This is a genomic window from Azospirillum melinis (assembly GCF_013340935.1).
Lineage (GTDB): Bacteria > Pseudomonadota > Alphaproteobacteria > Azospirillales > Azospirillaceae > Azospirillum > Azospirillum melinis.
Genome location: NZ_WHOS01000045.1, coordinates 13,007 through 32,677, shown reverse-complemented (window position 1 = coordinate 32,677; position 19,671 = coordinate 13,007). Strand labels below are relative to the sequence as shown.

Annotated in this window: 19 protein-coding genes and 1 pseudogene; 5 read left to right on the top strand and 15 right to left on the bottom strand. The window is 65.3% G+C overall.

From position 1 onward, the window contains the following. Nucleotides 1–34: 34 nt before the first annotated feature. The 8 genes from GBZ48_RS26045 to GBZ48_RS26010 form a co-directional block, all read right to left on the bottom strand. On the bottom strand, nucleotides 35–874 hold the full coding sequence (locus GBZ48_RS26045) for an extracellular solute-binding protein (RefSeq protein ID WP_174473678.1): 840 nt from the start codon (nucleotides 872–874) through the stop codon (nucleotides 35–37). Nucleotides 875–1,513: 639 nt separating this feature from the next. Beyond that, on the bottom strand, nucleotides 1,514–2,278 hold the full coding sequence (locus GBZ48_RS26040) for a maleate cis-trans isomerase family protein (protein WP_281362495.1): 765 nt from the start codon (nucleotides 2,276–2,278) through the stop codon (nucleotides 1,514–1,516). 12 nt (nucleotides 2,279–2,290) lie between these two features. Beyond that, on the bottom strand, nucleotides 2,291–3,661 hold the full coding sequence (locus tag GBZ48_RS26035; protein WP_174473677.1) for an MFS transporter: 1,371 nt from the start codon (nucleotides 3,659–3,661) through the stop codon (nucleotides 2,291–2,293). Beyond that, a complete protein-coding gene (locus GBZ48_RS26030) occupies nucleotides 3,658–4,812 on the bottom strand; it encodes an FAD-dependent monooxygenase (protein WP_174473676.1) in 1,155 nt (384 codons plus the stop codon). The genes GBZ48_RS26035 and GBZ48_RS26030 overlap by 4 nt, the downstream gene beginning before the upstream one ends. Beyond that, complete coding sequence (locus tag GBZ48_RS26025; protein WP_174473675.1) at nucleotides 4,809–5,306, bottom strand: acyl-CoA thioesterase; 498 nt, start codon at nucleotides 5,304–5,306, stop codon at nucleotides 4,809–4,811. The genes GBZ48_RS26030 and GBZ48_RS26025 overlap by 4 nt, the downstream gene beginning before the upstream one ends. Further along, nucleotides 5,303–6,973 (bottom strand): AMP-binding protein, encoded by a 1,671-nt coding sequence (locus tag GBZ48_RS26020; RefSeq protein WP_174473674.1) that lies wholly within the window; start codon nucleotides 6,971–6,973, stop codon nucleotides 5,303–5,305. The genes GBZ48_RS26025 and GBZ48_RS26020 overlap by 4 nt, the downstream gene beginning before the upstream one ends. Nucleotides 6,974–7,013: 40 nt before the next feature. Continuing rightward, nucleotides 7,014–7,889 (bottom strand): VOC family protein, encoded by an 876-nt coding sequence (locus GBZ48_RS26015; RefSeq protein ID WP_174473673.1) that lies wholly within the window; start codon nucleotides 7,887–7,889, stop codon nucleotides 7,014–7,016. A gap of 48 nt (nucleotides 7,890–7,937) precedes the next feature. After that, on the bottom strand, nucleotides 7,938–9,218 hold the full coding sequence (locus GBZ48_RS26010; RefSeq protein WP_174473672.1) for an alpha/beta fold hydrolase: 1,281 nt from the start codon (nucleotides 9,216–9,218) through the stop codon (nucleotides 7,938–7,940). A gap of 365 nt (nucleotides 9,219–9,583) precedes the next feature. On the opposite strand from GBZ48_RS26010, the gene GBZ48_RS26005 reads away from it, so the two are divergent. After that, complete coding sequence (locus GBZ48_RS26005; RefSeq protein ID WP_174473671.1) at nucleotides 9,584–10,255, top strand: TetR/AcrR family transcriptional regulator; 672 nt, start codon at nucleotides 9,584–9,586, stop codon at nucleotides 10,253–10,255. A gap of 181 nt (nucleotides 10,256–10,436) precedes the next feature. Here GBZ48_RS26005 and GBZ48_RS26000 read toward each other — a convergent pair whose 3' ends face one another. Then, on the bottom strand, nucleotides 10,437–11,042 hold the full coding sequence (locus tag GBZ48_RS26000) for a TetR/AcrR family transcriptional regulator (RefSeq protein WP_174473670.1): 606 nt from the start codon (nucleotides 11,040–11,042) through the stop codon (nucleotides 10,437–10,439). 107 nt (nucleotides 11,043–11,149) lie between these two features. Here GBZ48_RS26000 and GBZ48_RS25995 point away from each other — a divergent pair, with 107 nt between their 5' ends. Continuing rightward, complete coding sequence (locus tag GBZ48_RS25995; protein ID WP_174473669.1) at nucleotides 11,150–12,370, top strand: MFS transporter; 1,221 nt, start codon at nucleotides 11,150–11,152, stop codon at nucleotides 12,368–12,370. 488 nt (nucleotides 12,371–12,858) lie between these two features. Here GBZ48_RS25995 and GBZ48_RS25990 read toward each other — a convergent pair whose 3' ends face one another. From GBZ48_RS25990 to GBZ48_RS25970, 6 genes and pseudogenes are all read right to left on the bottom strand, one after another. Beyond that, nucleotides 12,859–13,605 carry a hypothetical protein gene (locus tag GBZ48_RS25990; protein WP_174473668.1) on the bottom strand — a complete coding sequence of 249 codons (747 nt, stop codon included), beginning with the start codon at nucleotides 13,603–13,605 and terminating at the stop codon, nucleotides 12,859–12,861. Between the two features lie 149 nt (nucleotides 13,606–13,754). Continuing rightward, the gene (locus tag GBZ48_RS25985; RefSeq protein WP_174473667.1) at nucleotides 13,755–14,528 is read right to left on the bottom strand and encodes a DsbA family protein; all 774 of its coding nucleotides are present in this window, start codon (nucleotides 14,526–14,528) and stop codon (nucleotides 13,755–13,757) included. Between the two features lie 96 nt (nucleotides 14,529–14,624). Beyond that, the gene (locus GBZ48_RS25980) at nucleotides 14,625–15,029 is read right to left on the bottom strand and encodes a hypothetical protein (RefSeq protein ID WP_174473666.1); all 405 of its coding nucleotides are present in this window, start codon (nucleotides 15,027–15,029) and stop codon (nucleotides 14,625–14,627) included. A 301-nt stretch (nucleotides 15,030–15,330) separates the two neighbouring features. Then, nucleotides 15,331–15,501 (bottom strand): hypothetical protein, encoded by a 171-nt coding sequence (locus GBZ48_RS36980; protein WP_343049674.1) that lies wholly within the window; start codon nucleotides 15,499–15,501, stop codon nucleotides 15,331–15,333. 26 nt (nucleotides 15,502–15,527) lie between these two features. After that, nucleotides 15,528–15,926 (bottom strand): annotated as a pseudogene (locus tag GBZ48_RS36975) (DDE-type integrase/transposase/recombinase); the annotation flags it as partial. A 221-nt stretch (nucleotides 15,927–16,147) separates the two neighbouring features. Further along, a complete protein-coding gene (locus tag GBZ48_RS25970; RefSeq protein WP_174473665.1) occupies nucleotides 16,148–17,062 on the bottom strand; it encodes a LysR family transcriptional regulator in 915 nt (304 codons plus the stop codon). Nucleotides 17,063–17,224: 162 nt separating this feature from the next. Between GBZ48_RS25970 and GBZ48_RS25965 the strand changes: the two genes are divergently transcribed. Genes GBZ48_RS25965 through catA form a run of 3 tightly spaced genes read left to right on the top strand, consistent with a single transcriptional unit; the run spans nucleotide 17,225 to nucleotide 19,645 of the window. Next, nucleotides 17,225–18,346, top strand: a complete 1,122-nt coding sequence (locus tag GBZ48_RS25965; RefSeq protein WP_174473664.1) for a muconate/chloromuconate family cycloisomerase — start codon at nucleotides 17,225–17,227, stop codon at nucleotides 18,344–18,346. Nucleotides 18,347–18,363: 17 nt separating this feature from the next. Then, nucleotides 18,364–18,672 (top strand): muconolactone Delta-isomerase, encoded by a 309-nt coding sequence (gene catC / locus GBZ48_RS25960; RefSeq protein ID WP_425486013.1) that lies wholly within the window; start codon nucleotides 18,364–18,366, stop codon nucleotides 18,670–18,672. A gap of 58 nt (nucleotides 18,673–18,730) precedes the next feature. Further along, on the top strand, nucleotides 18,731–19,645 hold the full coding sequence (gene catA, locus GBZ48_RS25955; protein ID WP_174473663.1) for a catechol 1,2-dioxygenase: 915 nt from the start codon (nucleotides 18,731–18,733) through the stop codon (nucleotides 19,643–19,645). The last annotated feature ends 26 nt before the right edge of the window (nucleotides 19,646–19,671 follow it).

The window sequence follows — 19,671 nt, the reverse complement described above, 5'->3', positions numbered from 1 at the left end:
GGGCCGCCCGGCGCGTAGAGGGGGCGGGGCACGGTCAGCGCTCCCCGCCCGATGGCAGGCCGACCGGGTCGAAACCGAAGCGCGCCAGCGTCGCCTGCCCCTCCGGCGACAGGATCGCCAGCATCAGCCCGACGGCGGCCGGCTTCTGGAGGCTGGCGATCGCCAGGCCATATTCGGGACCGGTGGCGTAGGGCGGCGGAACCGGCACCACCTGGAGGTCGGGCGTGGCCTGGAGCCGCTGCTTGGCGCCGCTGCAATAGGCGATCATGACGGTGATGTCGCCGCGCGCGAAGGCCGAGGCAATCGGGTCGGGATCGGACGGGTCGGCGGCGGTGCTGCCGCCGACGATCTTCCTGGCCTTGGCGTCGAGCGTGGCGAAGGCGCCGGGATGCTGCTGCCCGATCCGCTGGAACATCTCCCAGGTGTAGTCGCCGCCGGGATCGGCCTTGGGCGTCGAGGTGCCGATCCGCACCGACGGGTCGAGCAGCCGCTCGGCGAAGGAAGCCGGCTCCAGCCTTGCCTCGGGTTTGGCGAAGGCGCACAGCCGGTTGCGGGTGAACATCGCCACGGCGGCGGCCCGCCCGTCCTTGCGCAGGGTCAGCGCATGTCCCATGTCGGCCGAGGTGAAGAGATCGACCGCCTCGCCCGCCTCGATCCGGTCGCGCATCAGGCCGGACGGTCCGAAGGCGGTGCGCACGCTGTTGCCGGTCGCCTTGGCATAATCGGCGGCGATGGCGGTCATCGCGGCGCGCAGGCTGCCCGCCCCATAGAGGACGACTTCCTCGGCGCGGGCCGTGGACACGGGGATGGCGGACGAGACAGCGGCGGTGGCGGCCAGCAGCGTCAGGACGGCAAGGCGGCGGAGCGGAATCATGGACTCTTGACCTCGATCGGTGGGGCGGCGGGCGTCAGCCCCGGATCGGGAAAGGCGGCGGCCCATTCATCATGAAGCAGCGCGCCGACCGCGCCGGCGGCGGACCTGCGAAGAACCGGGAGATGGACCATCGGGATGGCCGCATCTCTATATTCAAGCGAATATAACGTAGCAGGCTCGGCGAGGATCGGGCAATCATCCTGTTGCGTGACCGTGGCAGCGGAAGCCGGGTTGGGCCTGCTCCGGTCTCCTCGCCACGACCTCTAGATGGCACCATAAAGGGCAGTTCGGGCTCTGTTGCAAAGTTGACCGGCACGCGGCGGAATGGCTGAAGGTTGGAGGGAGCCAAGCCCTGTCGGACCTCAAGGAACGCCACTTCGGGGTGAGACCGTGCTGCGGGCGCTCCGCAAAGGCCAAGCGTCCAGCTTCAACATCACCCGCGACATGCAGGGGAGACGCGCCTTGTCGAACGGAACGGGCCATCAACCTTGGACCCGGTGCGCTCGCCGAGGCCGTCCAGTCCATCGGCCAGCAGCTCGAGCTCCAGGACGCATAGCATCGGCGGTGATGCCCGTAACCGTCATCTCGCGCCTGCCGGCCAACTTTGCAGTTTCAACAATCTGACATTGCCCTTGGCAGTCAGCCCAAGACCGGACCGCCTTCCTCGAGCAACGCCCCAGCGCCAGGAACTGAGGGAATCAGGCCCAGACGGGTGAGCATGCCGTACACAGTGCAGACCGCCGTGGAGACTGTCGGGATGCCCAGCATCTCCTCGATGGGGCGGATTGCCGGCAGGGATGGCATCTGCACGCAGGCCGAGGCAACAACGACGTCCGCCCCAGCCGTCTTCAGCGAACGCACGTCCTCGACCAGCCGCATGGGATCCCGGCGGCCGACCTCCAGGTTGTCGGCGATCTCGAAACAGCGCCAGTCGATCACCTCGATCCCTTCATGCTCGATGTAAGCGACCACCAGCTCGGTCAGGGGACGGGTATAGGGTGCCATCAGGGCGATGCGGCGCGCGCCGAGCGCCTTCAGCCCCTCGACCAGCGCGCCGGCCGAGGTCATCACCGGCGCTGCGCAATGGTTGTTGTGGGCAACTTCGGCCAGTTCGCGCTCCACAGTGCGGTGGTGGCCGAGGCCCATCGCCATGATGGCGACGAGGCAGGCCGTGCTCATCACGTCGACGCGGGCGTCGGCGAGTTCGGCGGCACAGCGCAGCCCCTCGCGGTTCATCGCCTCCAGCTCCTCCTTCACCACACGGTGCATGCGCATCCGGCTGGAATGGAAGGTGAAGCGTTCCGGCAGCACCGCCTCGCGGGCGCGCAGCATGGCCGGGATTTCAGTTTCCATGGTCGTGTTGGAACTGGGCACGATCTGCCCGATGCGGTAGGTGCGGGTCATGATGCGGGCTCCTCAGCTGCGCGATCGGGCGGGTTGCGGGGGAAGGGCGCCGGCCGTGCTGCCGGCCGTCCGCGGCAGCCGGCCAAGCGCCCAGAGCAGCAGGTTGCCGGCCAGCGCGATCAGGCACGGAATGGCGGCCACCACCAGAAGGTCCGCGGTGGACCAGTTCAGCCGCATCAGTTCTCCGCCGATGACCGGCCCGAAGATCGATCCCAGCCGGCCGATGCCAAGCGCCCAGCCCGCACCCGTCGAGCGAACCGGCGTCGGGTAGAAGGCGGCGGCGAGCGCGTTCAACGCGGACTGTCCTCCCAGGATGCAGAAGCCGGCCACCGCGATCACCGCGCCCGCGATCCCCAACGAGCCGGAGACCTGTCCGATCAGAGCCACGCCGAGTGCGCCGGCCAGCAGATTGATCGCCAGGGTCGGGCCGAAGCCGTGCCGGTCGACCAGCCAGCCGAGCAGCAGGTTGCCGACCAGCCCGCCGACCCAGAAGATCGTTCCCACCATCACCGCTGCCGAGGCGGGATGGCCGGCCTCCGTCATGATCACCGGCAGCCAGTTGGCGAGGAAATAGGCGGCAAGCAGGTTCATGAAGTTCAGCAGCCACAGCAGCGGCGTTGCCACCGCCATCGTGCCGCGGAACAGCTCCAGGATCGGCGCACCGCGCGCCGGACGGTCGGCCGCAGCCAGGATCGTGTCGTCGCGCACGGTCAGGTCCGGCTCGATCCGGACAAGCCAGCGCCGCACCTGCTCCAGCTTCCGCCCCCTCACCGTCAGGTATTGTAGGGATTCCGGCAGCAGGGCCAGCATCGCCACGCCCAGCAGCAGCGGGGCGGCCGCACCGGCGAGGAAAACCGCATGCCAGCCATAGGCCGGGATGAGCAGACCGGCGACGACCCCGCCCACGGCTCCGCCGAGGATGAAGCCGGATGAGGCGACCATCATCAGGGTGATGCGCACCCGCGCCGGGCTGAACTCCCCGGCCAGCGCCACGGCGTTCGGCACGATCGCACCCATGCACAGGCCCGTCAGGAAGCGCATCCATCGCAACTCCTCGACGCTGGCGGCCTGCGCGGTCGCGAAGCTGGAGAGTGCCAGATACAGCATGGCGGCGATCAGCACCGGGCGGCGGCCGAACCGGTCGGCGACCATGCCCATGACCAGGGCACCCAGGGTCATGCCCAGCAGCGCGGCACCGAATACGGTGCCGAGATCCGCCTTCTGGATGCCCCAGTCGCCGATGATGGCCGGCGCCACATAGCCCATGGCCTGGACATCGAAACCGTCGACGATCATGCACAGGGTGCAGAGCGCGACGACGCGCAATTGCAGGCCGCCCAGCCGGCTGCGCCCGATGACGTCGGAGACGCTGACCGTGTTCATGCCGTCCTCCCCAGGGGTTCGTCGGTGTTCTGCGCCTCATAGGCGGCGGTGAAGTGCGGATCGCGGCGGCGCAAATCCTCGTGGCTGACCTGCCCGGTGCGCCGCATGTAGTCGTAGGCGAAGCCGACGGGGTCGAGGTGGAGCTTGCCGGCGACCGTCTCGTACCAGTCCAGGCTGCGCGCGGCGGCTCCCTGGAAGCTGGAGGAGGACCGGCGGCGCTGCGCTTCGAAGGCGGCGAAGGCGGCGGACAGGTCGCCGGGATGGTCGACGATCCCGCGGTGAAGCGCGATGGCGTCCTGCATGGCCATGCGGGTGCCGGACCCCAGCGAGAAATGCACGGTGCGCAGCGCGTCGCCCAGAAGCACGACGTTTGCGTGGTGCCAGCGTTCGTTGCGCACGATGTTCGCCTCGAACCAGTGCGACCGGTTGGTCAGCAACGGGTTGCTGCCGAGGTCGGCATGGAATATCTCGGCGCAGGCGCGGCTGCTCTCCTCCTCGCTCATCCGGTCGAAGCCGGCGCGCAGCCACGTCTCCGGATCGACCTCGACCAGAAAGGTGCTGAACTCCGGGCTGTACTGGTAGCTGTGGGCGATGAAAACGCCCGCCGCGGTTTCGCGGAAGATCAGCGAGACGGGATGGAAGCGCTGGCGCGTACCGTACCAGGCGAACTTGTTGCGCCGCCGTTCGAAGCTGGGGCGGAACTGTTCGGCGTAGTGCAGGCGCACCGCGCTGTTGGCGCCGTCGGCCCCGACCAGCAGGTCGGCGTCATGCGCCAGCGCGTCGATGTCCGTGATGCGTTCGCCGTGGCGGATCTCCACACCCACCCGCAGGCAGGCCTGCTCCAGCGTTTCCAGCATGGCGAGCCGGGCGGTGCGGGAGAAGTGATTGCCGTGGATCTGCACGCGGGTGTCGCGGTGCACGATCTCCATGTAGTCGCAGCATTCGTGCCCGGCGGTGAACTCGGCGAAGAAATCCGGGTCAGCCTCCTTCAGAAAGGAAAGACCGACGTCGGAGAAAACGACACCCCAGCCGTAGGTGGCGCCCCGCGGGTTCTGTTCCAGGATTTGGATGTCGTGCGCCGGGTCGTGCTTCTTGGCGAGCAGGGCGAAATAAAGGCCGGCCGGGCCGCCTCCGATGATGGTGATCTTCATGCCGGGCCTCCTTCCGCCGCACAGCCTTCCGCCGCACAGGCGCCTTGGTAGCGTTCCAGCGCCTGCCGGAATGCCGGGGGGATGTCGATGGAGCGGCGTTCGCCGCGGGCGACGCAGACCGGGGTCAGATGCGCCAGGAACGCGACGTCGCCGTCGAGTGTGCGGGCGCAGATTCGCAGCACGTAGGTCCGGTTCCGGATTTCCGTGACCGTGACGGTCATCTCGAACTCCTCGTCCGGCCGCAGCGAGCGGCGGAAGTCGAAGTCGAGCGCGCGGGTGGGCGTGCCGAACCCCTGCTCGTCCTTGGCGCGCTGCGGGGTGGTGCCGAACAGGCTGCCGTAGAACAGCTCCGCGGCCGAAATGACGTATTCGCTGAAGGTGACGGTGTAGACGACGCCGGCCGGGTCGCATTCCCCCCATTTCACGCGGCGGCGGATCACCAGGGGGTTGGTGCCGACGATGTATTCGGTTGCTGTGAAGTCATTGGGGGTCATGCCGCACCTGCCGTGGATTCAGCCGCCAACATGTCGGCGATCAGTGTCTTCAGCGCCGGCTTGTTCAGCTTGCCGACGCGGGTGAGGGGGAACTCGTCCAGCACTTCGACGCGCTCCGGGCATTTGTATTTCGCAAGCCCGCAACCGGTCAGGAAGGCGCCCAGCTCCTGCACGTTCGGAGCCGGCATGCCTGGCCGCGTGATGATGAAGATGCAGCCCTTCTCGCCATAGACCGGATCGGGCATGGCGACCAGCTTGGCGTCGGCGACGCTGGGATGGCGGCTGACATAGGCCTCCACCTCCTCGCAGCCGATCTTCTCGCCACCGCGGTTGACGTTGTCGCGCAGGCGCCCTTCGAAGGCGTAGCAGGTCTGCCCGTTCACGACATGGGCCGTCATGATGTCGCCCGTGCGGTAGAAGCCATCGGACGTGAAGGCCCCGGCGTTCGCCGCCGGGTTGTCGAGATAGCCGCGCAGGCTGGACGGGCCGCGGAAGCACAGCTCGCCCATCTGGCCGGGCGGAACCGGGGTCTCGGTTCCCGGTTCGAGCAGCCGGATCTCGTCGAACGGACAGCCGGAGGTGCCCTGCGTGCGGTGCCGCCGCTCGGTCGGGGCGTCGGCCGGCGAGCCGAGAAGCAAGCCCTCGGTGATGCCGTAAAGGTTGGAGCAGGGCACGCCGATGTGCTCCTCCAGCTTGTCGGCACGGCTCATCGTCGCGAACAGCCGGAGGGAGGACAGGTCGTGCCGCCGGATGTCCGCATAGCCCATCAGCTGCGGCGCGATGGGGCCGACCGACAGTGCGTGGGTGACGCGGTGCGCCTCGATCAGCTCCAGCATGCGCCGGATGTCGACCTTCGGCATCAGGACGACGGTCGCGCCGCCGAGCATCATCGGCATCAGCGCATAGACCTGGGCGGCATTGTGCAGCAGGGGCAGCGACCACAGGATGCGGCTGTCCGCCGTCATCCGGTAGAGCCCCATCAGGTGCCGCACATGACCGAGATATTCGGCATGGAAGCGCGGAATGATCTTGGGCAGTCCGGTCGTGCCGCCGGACAGCTGGAAGGTCAGGACGTCCTGCGGACCGAAGGGCATGCCGGCCAGCCGGGCGCGCGCGGTTTCCGCCGGAACGGCGGCGATCAGGTCCTCCAGCGCCAGTCCGGCGGCCCCCCCGCCCTGCGCAACCACGAGATGTTGCAGGCCGGGGTGCCGTTCCATCATGGACATGGCAAACCCGGCGAGGTCGAAGCGGCTGAAGTCCGCCTGGACGAAGTAGCCGCGGGCGCCGCTCTGCCGGGCCAGCTCGCCGATCTCCACCTCGCGGTGCTGCGGCAGCGTGCAGACGGGGACGATCCCCGCCTTGAAGCAGGCGGCGAGCGCGATGACGGTCTCAACCGTCGTGCCCATCTGGAATATCGCGCGGTCGCCGGCGGCAAGGCCCAGCGCCAGCAGCGCCGCGGCCAGCCGGTCGCTCGTCCCGTCCAGTTCGGCGAAGGTCACGGTCCGCTCGTCGCCGATCAGAGCCGGCTTGTCAGGATGGCGCGCTGCGGTGGCACGCAGCACGTCCCCGACGGTGGACGGGATCCAGGCTCCGTCGGCAAGGTATCGCTCGGCCTGATCGGCCGGTGTGTAGACGACTCCGCTTATGGGATTGCGGATTCCTGTCATCTCTGTCCTCCCCTTGATGCGTTTTGATGCGCGGACCGCCTTAAGCAGCGGGGGCGATGACGACGCGGTCGCGGTCGAAGATCTCGATCCGGCCGCGGATGCCGCCGGTGAAAAGTCCGTACCAGACCGCCGGCTTCAGCCCGAGCGCACGACGCTGGAACTCGACCGGCCCTTCGGCATCGATACGGTCGTGGGTGTCCAGCGCGGTGACGGTGCAGTCGTCGCGTCCGCGGGCCGCACGGGTCAGGCTGGCGAATTCCTCCAGGCGCGGCACGAAGATGCTGACCGCCGCGGCGCGGTCGCCGTCCGCATCCAGCAACCTGGACTTCCGTGTCCAGATCTCGTCGATGGCGACGACGCGCCGGCCTTCGGCGGATGCCGCGTCCTCCGCGTCCAGGGCGGCCCGCAGGGTCAGGGCGGCGTCGGTGGCATCGATGGCGTTCAGCGGCCGCAGCTTGCGGGTGATCTCCACGAAATAGCCATTGGGATCGCGCACGTAGATGGACTCGATCACCTCGTGCGTAGTCTCCACCGAGACTGCCAAACCTTCGGCTTCCAGGCGCCGCTTCCAGTCCTTCAGCTCCTCTTCGCTGTCGACGAGCCAGGCGGTGTGGGTCGCATCGAAGACGTGGTCATCCGGCAGCGGCGGCATCGCTGCGCGCCCTTCCAGCGCCTCCGGCTGGTCGGACCCGAGATAATAGAAGAAGGCGATGGTGCTGCCGTTGCCGCTGTCGAAGAAGAAATGCAGGAAGTCGGGATGGGTGGCCGGGCCCCAACCGCGCGCCGAGATGACATGGACGAGCGGCAGGCCCAGCTTGTCGCGGTAGAACTCCACGGTTTCGCGCAGTTTCCAGGTCGGGCGGGCGCTATGGTCCACGCCGCGCAGGCGGAGCCTGGTCGCAGGTTGGTCGAGCATGCTGGTCTCCTTGAATTTCTATCGTTCAATTCCTATCGTTCGCGGCGCTCAGCCGCCGAAATGGTCGCGCAGCCACCCGCCGACCGCCCGGCCGGCGGCGTAGCGCCCCGGCTCCTCATCCGGGGTCAGTGCGCGGCCGTGGTGGTCGCCGCGGATGCGCAGATGGGTTTTGCGTCCTGTGGCGAAGCCGTCGAACAGAGACGCTACCCTCGACGGGAAGGTCGAGACGTCGCCGGTGTATTCGACCAGCAGCAACGGCTGTTCGACGGCTGCCGCGGTCTTGTGCAGGGAGGCGTTCGACGACAGGCCCGACCAGGTCGACAGCCACGCCTCAGGGGAGCAGACGCGGGCGAAGCCGACCGCGCCGTAGTTGGAGGCGAAGGGATCCCGCCCCCACAGGGAGCCATAGCCGCGGTCGGACGGATCGAGGCTGGGGTCGAAACAGTGCAGGTCGGCATCGGTCCGCCAAACGGTCATGAGTGGCGTGTGGGCGCCGCGCCGCCGGTCGTCGATGCCGCCGGTCTCCTTGGCGCGCTTGCGCGCCGCCAGCCGTTCCCCGATCAGGGCACGCGCCCGTTCGTCCAGGCGCGCGACCCGGGCCTGCTGCGCGGAGCGGTAGCGTTCGACGAAGTCCGGGGAGTAGCGGGACGGTCCCGGAGGCTCCGCGAAACCGTTCGCCGGACTGAAGGGATCGAGCGCCGGATCCACCGACAGCGCGTCATCCTCGTCGGTCACCGACGGGTCGATGCATCCCATCAGCAGCATGCCCTGGCCGGGGTGTGGCGCAACCAGCACCAGCCCATCCACCACCGGCATGTCAAGCGATGCGAGGTTGGTCGGCCGCCCGCCGGGCGTGCGGGCGATCCGCCGGTCCGGCGCCAACTGCGACTGCTGCATGTAGAAGGCGTAGAGACTGCCGCCGCCGGAGTTGCCGAGCAGGACGATGCGGCGGAAGCCCTGGGCGCGCAGGAAGGACAGCCCGGCGGCGACATCGAACAGAGCCGTCTCGTGCTCAAGCCGGCTGTCGTTGCCGACGGAGCGCGGCGACTGGGACCAGGCGGCGAAGCCGGCCTCCACGATGTCCGGGACAAGGTAATGGCAGGCCATGAATTCCCGCGGGTGCATGATGCACACGACCGTGTCGCTGCGCCCGCGGACATAAAGCGTGCCTCCCGTCGCCGCCCGGTCGGCCGTGCGCAGCGCCACGTTGCGCGTCAGCGTGCCGTCGGGAAGGTCGCGCGGGTTCCAATCGGTGTTGAGAAATCCCGCCGTCGCCGCCTGATCCGCTGACTGATGTGCGGCAGGCGCAGGTGTGCCCGAAACCGGCATGTCCATCGTCTCCCTTACGAAGGGCGGCGCGATCCGCCCGTATGTTGGTCTTGAGGCAGGCCGGCACGGCTGTTGATCGATGCTGCCCACCCTGCATATTTGACATGGTGACGAATAATTGACAGTACCGTCAATAGGTGGAAATTCCTGTCAAGGCGCGCTTTGTCGCACCCGCGCTGTGGTCATTGCCGTTCAGGGCAATGTTTTCAAAGCCTTCGATGCCCGCGGGATTGGGAAGCCTCGTCCGTCAACGCTTCAAAAATTTGACGTTCGCGTCAAAACCTCCCATCCTGCGGCGCGGAGAAGCCGGATAGGAGGACGGGGTGGGCAGAACATCGGCCAAAGCGGAAACCGGCCGGAAGGCGTTGCTGCGCCAGAGCGTGCTCGACGCGGCGGCAAAGCTGTTCGCCGAACGCGGCTTTGCCGGCACCAGCTTCCAGGATATCGCCGACGCGCTGAGTGTCGGACGCACGGCGCTGTACTATTATTTCAAAAGCAAGGAAGAGGTGCTGGCTTCGCTGGTGGAGGAGGTCACCGTCGTCAGCGATCGGCAATCCGCCATGCTCTCAGCCCGGACCGACGACGATCCGGTCGAGGTGCTGCGCTCCATGGTGAGCGGCCATGTCGAGCTTCTCCTCTCGCACGCCCTTCAGTTCCGGGTCGTCGATCGGACCGAGGTGGAACTGCCCCCCGACCTGCGCGCGGTGCACGAGCGCTCCAAACGGGCCGTGCTCGACCATTTCACGACGCAGATCGCACGAGGGATCCAGCAGGGCGTGTTCCGTCCGGTGGACCCCCGCGTCGCCGCTTTCGCGCTGATCGGCATGTGCAGCTGGACGACCTGGTGGTTTCACGATGGCGGGCGCAAGACGGCCAGGGAGGTCGCCGGGATTCTGGCGGATCTGGCGGTGCATGGCCTTTTGCGGACGGACGGTCAGCGCAAGGCGACCAGCGAGCCCGGCGATCTGTTTCGCCAGCTGCACGAGAATCTGGACTGCCTGGAACTCCTCTACAAGCGGCGGGATGCGGGAGCCTGACGGGGTTCCATTGATTTTGGCGCACAATCCTGCGTGAGAGCGGGGTCCACCGGCGGCCGGTTGTGATCGGGCGCCCTTGCGGCAGGCGGGCATGCCCGAGCTGGTCATCTGCCGGCTTCGGTGCCGCCCGACGGACGTGGAGGGAGCCGGATGGTCGCTCCGTCGCAGCGTGGCCGGCCCGTCATGCGCGGTGCCGGTCCCACAGTTCCATGAGAGAATCGATGGAGGCGCTGAGTTTCGCGGGCTCGGTGCGGTCCCTCGCCTCGAAGGCAATGCCCATGAGAAATGTGTGAAACACGGTCGCCAGCGCATCGGCGTCGGTCGAAGGCGACAGCTCTCCGGAGGCGACGGCACGGGCGATACAATCCCTGATCCCCTGCCGGTTCTTCATCCGATCGGCCGCCAGGACGCCGTCGATATGCCGGTTCTCAGGCGCGCAGTTGTTCGCTCCGAGGATCATGAGGCAACCCGGCGGATGCTCCTGGTTGGTCTGCATCTCGGCGGAGCGCCTCAGCGCACGCTCAATCGCCTGTCGCGGCGGCAGGCTGCCATCCGTCAGGCAGGCCGTCACCTGACCATACGTGGACTGGTATCGCCCGACGACTTCGCGGAACAGCGCTTCCTTCGATCCGAAGGCGGCATAGAAGCTCGCGGAAGAAATGTCCCCCATGCAGGCCTTGAGTTGCGCAAGCGAGGTCGGCTCGTACCCTTGCGCCCAGAACAGGGACAAAGCGGCATCGAGCGCCTCGTCGCGGTCAAACTCCCTCGGGCGTCCGGTTCGCGCCATGTCCCCTCCCTGCAGCCATTTCTATACTAACCGATCCACAAGTGCTTGCCAAGGGACGCCCGCCCCCGATATATGGACCGAACGATCCATATATAAGCGAGGGTTCGATGGCATCGACGACCACGATAACGACGCATGAGGAGACGGACCGGTTGCCGCTGGCAGGGCTGCTGGCTCTCGCGATGACCGGCTTCCTCTGCATCGTGACCGAAACCCTGCCGGCCGGACTGTTGCCACAGATCAGCGACGGACTGGCCGTGTCGTCATCGCTGGCAGGGCAGACCGTAACGGCCTATGCCATGGGCTCCGTCCTGGCCGCCATTCCCCTGACGCTTGCCACGAGCGGCTGGCGGCGACGCACTGTTCTCTTGCTGACCATCGTCGGGTTCCTGATCTTCAACTCGATCACGGCGATTTCCACCGCCTATTGGCTGACGCTGGCCGCCCGGTTCTTTGCCGGCGTCTCTGCCGGCTTGGCCTGGAGCCTGCTGGCAGGCTACGCACGCCGGATGGTTGCCTTGAGCCAGCAGGGCAAGGCTGTGGCGATTGCAATGGTCGGGACGCCGATCGCACTTTCCCTCGGTGTTCCGCTCGGAACGTGGCTCGGAACCTCGGTCGGCTGGCGCTGGGCCTTCGGCATCATGTCGTTGCTGACGCTGAGCTTGATCGCCTGGGTTCTCGCAAAGGTCCCGGATTATGCCGGGCAGGCCAAAGGCGAACGCAGTCCGTTGCCGCAGGTCTTCAAGACCCCCGGCGTTCGGCCGGTTCTCTGCGTGGTCATCGCATGGATGCTGGCCCACAATCTTCTCTACACCTACATCTCCCCCTTCGTTGCCGTGGCAAATCTCGCCGACCATGTCGATTTGGTGCTTCTGGTTTTCGGCGTCGCCGCGCTGGTCGGCATATGGGTCGCCGGAAAATCCGTCGATCGGGCTCTCCGCCGGACCGTGCTCCTCAGCTTGCTGGCGTTCGGCCTCACCTCGCTGGTGCTAGGGGTCTGGGCGGTGGTTCCGTCGGTCCTCCTGGTCGCGGTGGCGACCTGGGGCGTCACCTTCGGCGGTGCCGGCACACTTCTTCAGACGGCCTTGGCCGATGCCGCCGCTGACGGAGCGGACATCGCATTGTCGATGAACGTCGTCGCCTGGAACGCTGCGATCGCCGGCGGCGGTCTTCTCGGCGGCGTTCTGCTCGATGCGTGGGGAGTGTCCGCGTTCCCATGGGCCATGGCCCTGTTACTGGCAATCGGCTTCCTCATCGCCTGGCGCGCGAGGATCCACGGTTTTCCGGCCGGCCACCGCCTTTCGCCCGGCCAGGCCCTCGGCCACTGAGCGGTCAGACCGGGCTGGCGGCGATGGCCGGCCCGATAGACAAAACCGAACTCACCAGCCATGGCCCCGAGCGTGACGGAGGCGGTGCCCTGCCGATCATCGTCATCCTCGACAGCGGCCTCTATCTCTGATTCGCCCGCCGCCGCACCGCGCAGGACCACGCCGACACCCCCGGCTTTCGCACCACCATGGAAGAGGCTGCGGAATTAAGCCGCGCACCCCCTTCCCCTGCTGGCGATCTTCGGCATTCCCGCCGCAATCGCGCTCGTCACCGCGGCCGGGCTGGTCACCGCCTTGCTGGACGACGGGCTGGTGGACGCCCTGTCCTGGGCGGCGCTGTCGGTGCCCGTGCTGGCCGCGGCCTGGTCCTGGCAGAACCGCAAGCGCTGACGGCTCCTTCAGGCGCCGCGTCCGGCAGAAGGCGGAAGCCCCCGTTTTCAATGCCGCCGGAGCGCCCTTGGCGTAACCGTCCGGCGGAGGATCCGGTGTCAGGTCTTCAGATCGACGCGCTTGTAGAATGCCGAGGCCGCCTGCTCCTCCGCCGGCCGCTTGGCCATCTCCGCCACGCTGTCGGCATGCTGCGCGTTGGCGTCCCCAAGGCCCTTCTTCAACTGCTCGGCCAGACGCGCGCCTTCATCGCTTTGGGCCTTCATGCGGTCGAGACGCGTGCCGCTCCCGGAAACGCCGGACTTGGCCTGCTGCGGCTTCACCCCGGCCTGGCTGGCCTCGCCCGCAAGGCGCGCGGCCTTCTCCTCTGCATTCTCCGGCGGTTGCGGCAGCGGCTTGATGCTGCTGGGATCGAGGGTTTCCGTTGGCCCCAGCTCCTGCTGCATGGAGGTTTCATGGGCGGCGATGTCGTCGACGCTGCGGATGGGGTCACTCATCGCGCTCCCCTGCGAGGTCGCGGCGTCCGCCCCCTTGCCCGAGCGCGTCAGCACGTTCAGATGGATGCCGATATCCTTGGGATCCCCCTTGTAGGCCGCCAGGCTCTCCGTGCTCAAGGTGACGGTCACTAGGCCGTCCGCGCTTGTGAAGCCCTTCTCGAAGCCGCCACGGATGCTGCCGCCGTTCTTTTCGGTGTCCGCGCGCAGGTCACTGTACAGCTTGGACAAGCCACGGCTGAGTTCCGGATTCGAGGCGAAGCTGCCGCCGCGCTCAAGCCGAGGGGTCGATGCGTAGGCGTTGGATATTCCACTCATCACATTCTCCTCATGCATGGGCTGGAGGTTGGGCAAAAGACATCCTGGAATCTTTCATCGCATCATAGCGGCAGAGATCCTTAAGGATTGTTAATCGGAGCCATAAATTCCCGTTATCGTATTCAAGATTAGATTTCTAACTATTTTTAAGCCGGCAAGGCCAGATATTTATCGTTCATTGCGTGTCACGACGCCTTTCCATTCCTCAAGTCTTGTATGATGGCTTCAAGGGTTTCATCGGTGACGGCGCCTTGCGATATCAGCCCGTACTTCGTCGATGGAACCCAACCGAAGAAGAAGGGAGTGCCACCAATCTTCAATTTGGCGATCAAGTCCATGTCCGCCTTCAATCCGGCCTTGAGCGGCTCCGAGATTCGGTCGGCCTCCCATCTCGGAATATCCAGACCGACCTGTTTCGCGAATGACCTGAGATCATCCTCGGTGAAGCCCGTCTGCTTCTGTCCGGCGAAGACCGCGGCGCGATACTCATGATACTTGCCCTGCCGATCGGCCGCCTTGGCCGCCAACGCGGCAAGCTCGCTCGATGGGTGGAGGAAGCCGAGATCCCGGTAGATGACCCGGATCGTCTTGTGTTCTTGAATCTTCGCGCGAACGGCGTTCTCGGCTTCCTTGCAATAGTGGCAATTGAAGTCGGAGAATTCGACGATGGTCAGATCCGCCTGTTCGGCTTTTGCGCCGACCCCCGGCAGAGTGCTGTCGATCAGCACGTCCGCGCTTGCCAGAAAGCTGAGCAGATTGGGCTGCTGACTCGCCATATATGCATTTATGGATTTGAGGACGAGCTCTGGATGCGCCTCCACCCATTTCGAAATCTGGTCGTCGATCGCGGATGGAGACAGGTTCGCGTGTGGATTTACCTGCGCCCCCACATCCGCCGCGCCGCAGCCAACCACGCACAGGCCGATTGAAACGATCAACCGTTGAACTGCCTTCATCATCGAACCCCTGCCCTACAATAGCTCTGGTCGTTTCTTCGGCACTCGAACCGGAACGGCCCCGGCGGCATTCGAATGCCGCCGGGGCCGTTCCACCGATCACTTGAGCGAGTACGTGATCGAGTTGATGCAGCTGCTCCCGCTGCCCGACACGCCGTGGCTCACAACGGCGCAGACAGAGCCGGCGCTCTGCAGCACCGCAGTTTCGGACGTGAGGACGCAAGATCCGCTGCGGGAGTAGCTGTACCCACAGGAGTGCCCACCCGTCGCCGTGTAGGTGAAGACGCCGTTGGCCGGGGTGTTGAGCGGAACCGAGTAACGCGCCGTCGGGGCCGCCGAGGCGGTGACGGACGACGGAAGCGCCACGATCGCCGTCCCGTTCGGCCCCCCGCCAGAGGTCCAGTTCATCGTGGTGGTGCCGAGATTCTGCATGGTGATGCGAACCTCGGGGGTGGCATGGGCGATGCTGGCGGCACCGACGGTCATCACGGCCGCGATAGCCATCAGGCCAAGCTTGTGACGAACTGACATAAATTTCCCCCTTAGGTTATGAATCTAATGATTAGATAGTGATTTTTTCGCTCTCTTACCGAAGAGAAGCATCTTTAGGTAAGCAATTTTCTTATTTGATGCAACTTTAAAATTGCTACAAAATTGCATTTACTCTATATTATATGTAATAATAAAAATTTAATTTCTTTGAGTTGCGGAATATATTCCTGATATTCCCCACCTGCGCAAAAAGGCATCGCTGGTGAACTGGTTCTGTTGCAAAGTCTGACGTTGGTCGCGGAGAACCGCGGCATCAGCACTGTCGGATGGCGATCCCGAACAGGTCGGCCGGCATGTCGTTGGCCCGAATGGCGGCGACCTGCCCTTTGCGCACCATGGCCAGGATCTCGTAGCCGGCGATCGTCCAACGTGCGGTGTGGAAGCTTTTGAACCCGAGCCCCGGCCGCACCGCCGTTTGATCCACCGGTGGTCCTGTTCAACGATATTATTCAGGCATTTCACTTGGCGCAGCTTGGGCAAGCGCCACAGTTCGCCGGTCTCCTTCATCGTCCTGGTCGCACTCGGGTAAGCAGGGTTCTTGTCCACGGTGAGGGTGCGCGGGTTCCACGGTGTGCGCTTGCTTCAGCGCCTTGCGGACGAAGCGCAGGGCGGCCGCGGCATCGCGCTTGGCGCTGAGCAGGAAATCGATGGTCTGCCCACACGTGCATCGGCGGCGCGGTACAGGTACACCCACCGATCCTTCACCTTGACGTACGTCTCATCGACCCGCCAGGAGCCGGTCGTCGTGCGCAGATGCGGGCGCAGACGCTTGTCCAACTCCGGGGCGTAGACTTGAATCCGGCGGAAGAGCGTCGTGTGATCGACCGCCACGCCGCGGTCGGCCAGCATCCGTTCCCGGTCGCGGTAGCTGATCGGGAACTGCAGGGACCAGCGCACCGCCCACAAGATGACCCCGGCCGTGAACCGCCGACCCTTGAACGGGTTCTTCTCGGACCCCATCAGCCTGTCATCCAAGCCGACGAAAAGCGCCGCGTTTTACCCGATCTCTGGCCCGTCGAAAACGCTGAACAGACCCCGCTGGACGAGAATCCCCTGCTACGGACAAACTCTCAGGCATCGAGTTCGTTGTTAACGAAGTTGCTACGATAAACATGCCGGATTGCGTCAAGCATTATTGCAATTTCTGGAGAGGTGTCGTTACACCGGAAGCTCATGAAAAGCGGCGAGACCGCATGTGATTCTTCAAGTTGGCGATACTCGACTTTGTCCCGGCGCAGATGCTGCACAGATGCGGTCACCAGGCTAAATCCAACATCGGCTGCCACCAAACCCAGTGCCGTCTGCACATCCCGCACTTCCAGAATGGTGTCTGGCTTCAACCCTCGGGAGCGATAGAGCGCGAGCACCTGATCGGCAAAGCTCGGTCGCGGCGATTTGGGGTAAACAACGAGCGTTCCGGCTGTCAATTCATCAAGACGGAGCGGGCGCTCCTGCTCCAGCAGTCGGTGCCCTGACGGAATGGCGGCAATGATGGCTTCGTAGCGGAGCAGAGTCCGCGTGATGGCGGTGTCCTCCAGCGGAATGCGGCCGAAGCCGACGTCGATGCGACCCTCTTTTAGCGCCGCGACCTGCTCGACCGTTGTCAACTCCACCAACGAGACTTCCACATTCGGACGGATCGAGCGGTAACGGCGGATCATCTCTGGCAGCCAGCCATAGAGTGTGGACGCCACGAAGCCGATGGTGAAGCGGCTATGCTCGGCGTGGCGCAGGCGGCGAGCCAACGCCTTGATTTCATCGACGCGCTCCAGCACGTGGACCGCCTGTTCATAGATCAAGCGCCCTGGCTCCGTCAGACGCAGGGGACGGCTGTCCCGTTCGATGAGTTGAAGGCCAAGCTCCTCTTCCAATTGCTGTATCTGTCGGCTCAACGGCGGCTGCGCCATGTTCAGGCGCTCTGCCGCACGCGTGAAGTTCCGCTCGTTCACGACTGCCATGAAGTAGCGGAGATGCCGAAGTTCCATGAACGAGCCTCTCCCTCATTGAGTACGGCGGCCGGGGAGATAAGGCCGCCGCGCCATACCATACCTGGAGGGTATCAAACCAGACCAACTCGGTCTTTCACAATGTGCATGGCAACAGATAGCGTGATGGCACAACAAAGTTTTGCCGAGGACAGCCGCAGGATGACCAGAATTGACGGCATCGAGACCCTCATTGTCGATGTGCCGACCATTCGGCCGCATGTGCTCTCGATGGCCACCATGCACCGGCAGACCATCGTCGTAGTCCGGCTTCGCTGTTCCGACGGCGTTGTGGGCATCGGTGAGGGCACAACGATCGGGGGATTGAGCTACGGCGAAGAATGCCCCGAAGGTATCAAGCTGGCGATTGACACTTATATAGCCCCGGTGCTGCGAACCAGCGACCCCACCCGCGTTGCCGCAACCATGGCGCAGGTCGGCAGAGCCGTTGTTGGCAACCACTTTGCCAAGGCGGCGGTCGAGACGGCGCTCCTGGATGCCATGGGAAAGCGGCTCGGCCTCCCCGTTTCCGAACTGCTGGGCGGGCGCCACCGTGACACGCTGCCGGTCGCCTGGACGCTCGCCAGCGGCAACACGGCGAAGGATATCGACGAAGCCGAACGCATGCTGTCTTCGCGGCGGCACAACATCTTCAAGCTGAAGATCGGCAAGCGCCCGGTGGTTGACGACGTCGCGCATGTTGCTGAAATCAAACGCGCGTTGGGCGACAGAGCAAGCGTGCGCGTCGACGTCAACCAAGCCTGGGATGAAGCCACCGCGTCGCGCGGAATTGCAATGTTGGAGGACGCAGGCGTCGATCTGATCGAACAGCCGGTGGCGCGCAGCAATCGCTCGGCACTCGCACGTCTGGCCGCGCGCTTCATCGTGCCGATTATGGCCGACGAGAGTCTTCACGGGCCAGAGGATGCGTTCGCCATCGCATCTCAGGCGGCAGCCGATGTGTTTGCCGTCAAGATTGCCCAGTCCGGCGGTCTTCAGGCTGCGGCCCGCGTCGGCGCCATTGCGGATGCGGCGGGGATCGGGCTTTACGGCGGCACCATGCTGGAAGGGGGGATCGGCACCATCGCCTCCGCTCACCTCTTCACCACGTTCCCGCAGCTCGCCTGGGGCACGGAGCTGTTCGGTCCGCTGCTGCTGACCGAGGAAATCCTGACCGAGCCCCTGGCTTATGGCGATTTCAGCCTTCAGATCCCCAACAAGCCGGGCCTCGGCATCGACTTGGACGAGGACCGCATCGCCTTCTTCCGGCGTGACGGCCGGTAACACTCGCACACCCCCCCTTGATCGAGGCCAAGACCATGCTGTTCCAAGTCGAAATGGATGTCCGCCTGCCGCCTGACATGGCGCCACAGGTGGCAGACGAGTTGAAGCGGGTCGAGCGCGAACGCGCCCAACAGATGCAGCACGAGGGCAAGTGGCGGCACCTTTGGCGTGTCGCTGGCCGCTACGCCAATGTCAGCATCTTCGATGTCGAAAGCGCGGACGAACTTCACGCGCTGCTCACCTCGCTGCCGCTTTTCCCCTACATGGCGATGACGGTTACCGCCTTGTGCCGCCATCCCTCGTCCATCCGTGACGATGACCGCTGAACCGGTCGCCGCCTACCCGCCGATGAGGCACCCATAACCAAGGTTTAGGGAGAAAACGATGAACAAGAACCAGATCCAAGAGTTCGCGAAGCGCATCTCCGGCACCCAGATCGGTCCGGCCAACGAGCGGGTGAAGGCGATCGTCGACCGCATTCTGCTCGACCTTTTCGTGCTGATCGACGAGATGGACGTCACGCCCGAAGAATTCTGGTCGGCCTGCAGCTATGTCACCGAGCTCGGGAAGTCCAATGAAGTCGGACTGCTGGTGCCCGGTCTTGGCGTCGAGCATTTCCTTGACCTGCGCCAGGATGAGAAGGAGCGTGCTGCCGGAATGGACGGCGGCACACCGCGCACCATCGAGGGTCCGCTCTATGTGGCCGGTGCTCCCGTCTGCCAGGGCGAAGCCCGGCTCGACGACGACACTGACGACGGCGAAATCCTGTTCATGGATGGCCGCGTCCTCGACACCCGTGGCAATCCGGTTGCCGGTGCGCAGGTCGAGGTCTGGCACGCCAACAGCCGTGGCAACTATTCCTACTTCGACCAGTCGCAGAGCGCCTTCAACCTGCGCCGCACCATCGTCACGGATGCCGAGGGGCGCTACCGCTTCCGCAGCATCATGCCGTCGGGTTATAGCTGCCCGCCCAACGGGCCGACCCAAAAGCTCCTGACCCTGCTGGGCCGCCACGGTCATCGTCCGGCGCACATTCATTTTTTCGTGTCGGCACCCGGCTATCGGACGCTGACGACGCAGATCAACATCAAGGACGATCCCTACGTCCATGACGACTTCGCCTTCGCCACCCGCGACGGCCTGATCCCCGAGGTCGAGCACCACACGGACCCGACCGCCCTCCACGACATGGGCGTGAACCGGCCCTTCGCCACCATCACCTTCGACTTCGTTCTCCCGTCCGCACTGGATGGCGTGTTGAACACGCTTCCTGAGCGTCCGCGCGCCACGGCCGCCTGATCTTCCGGGGGGCCATGCCCGGCCCC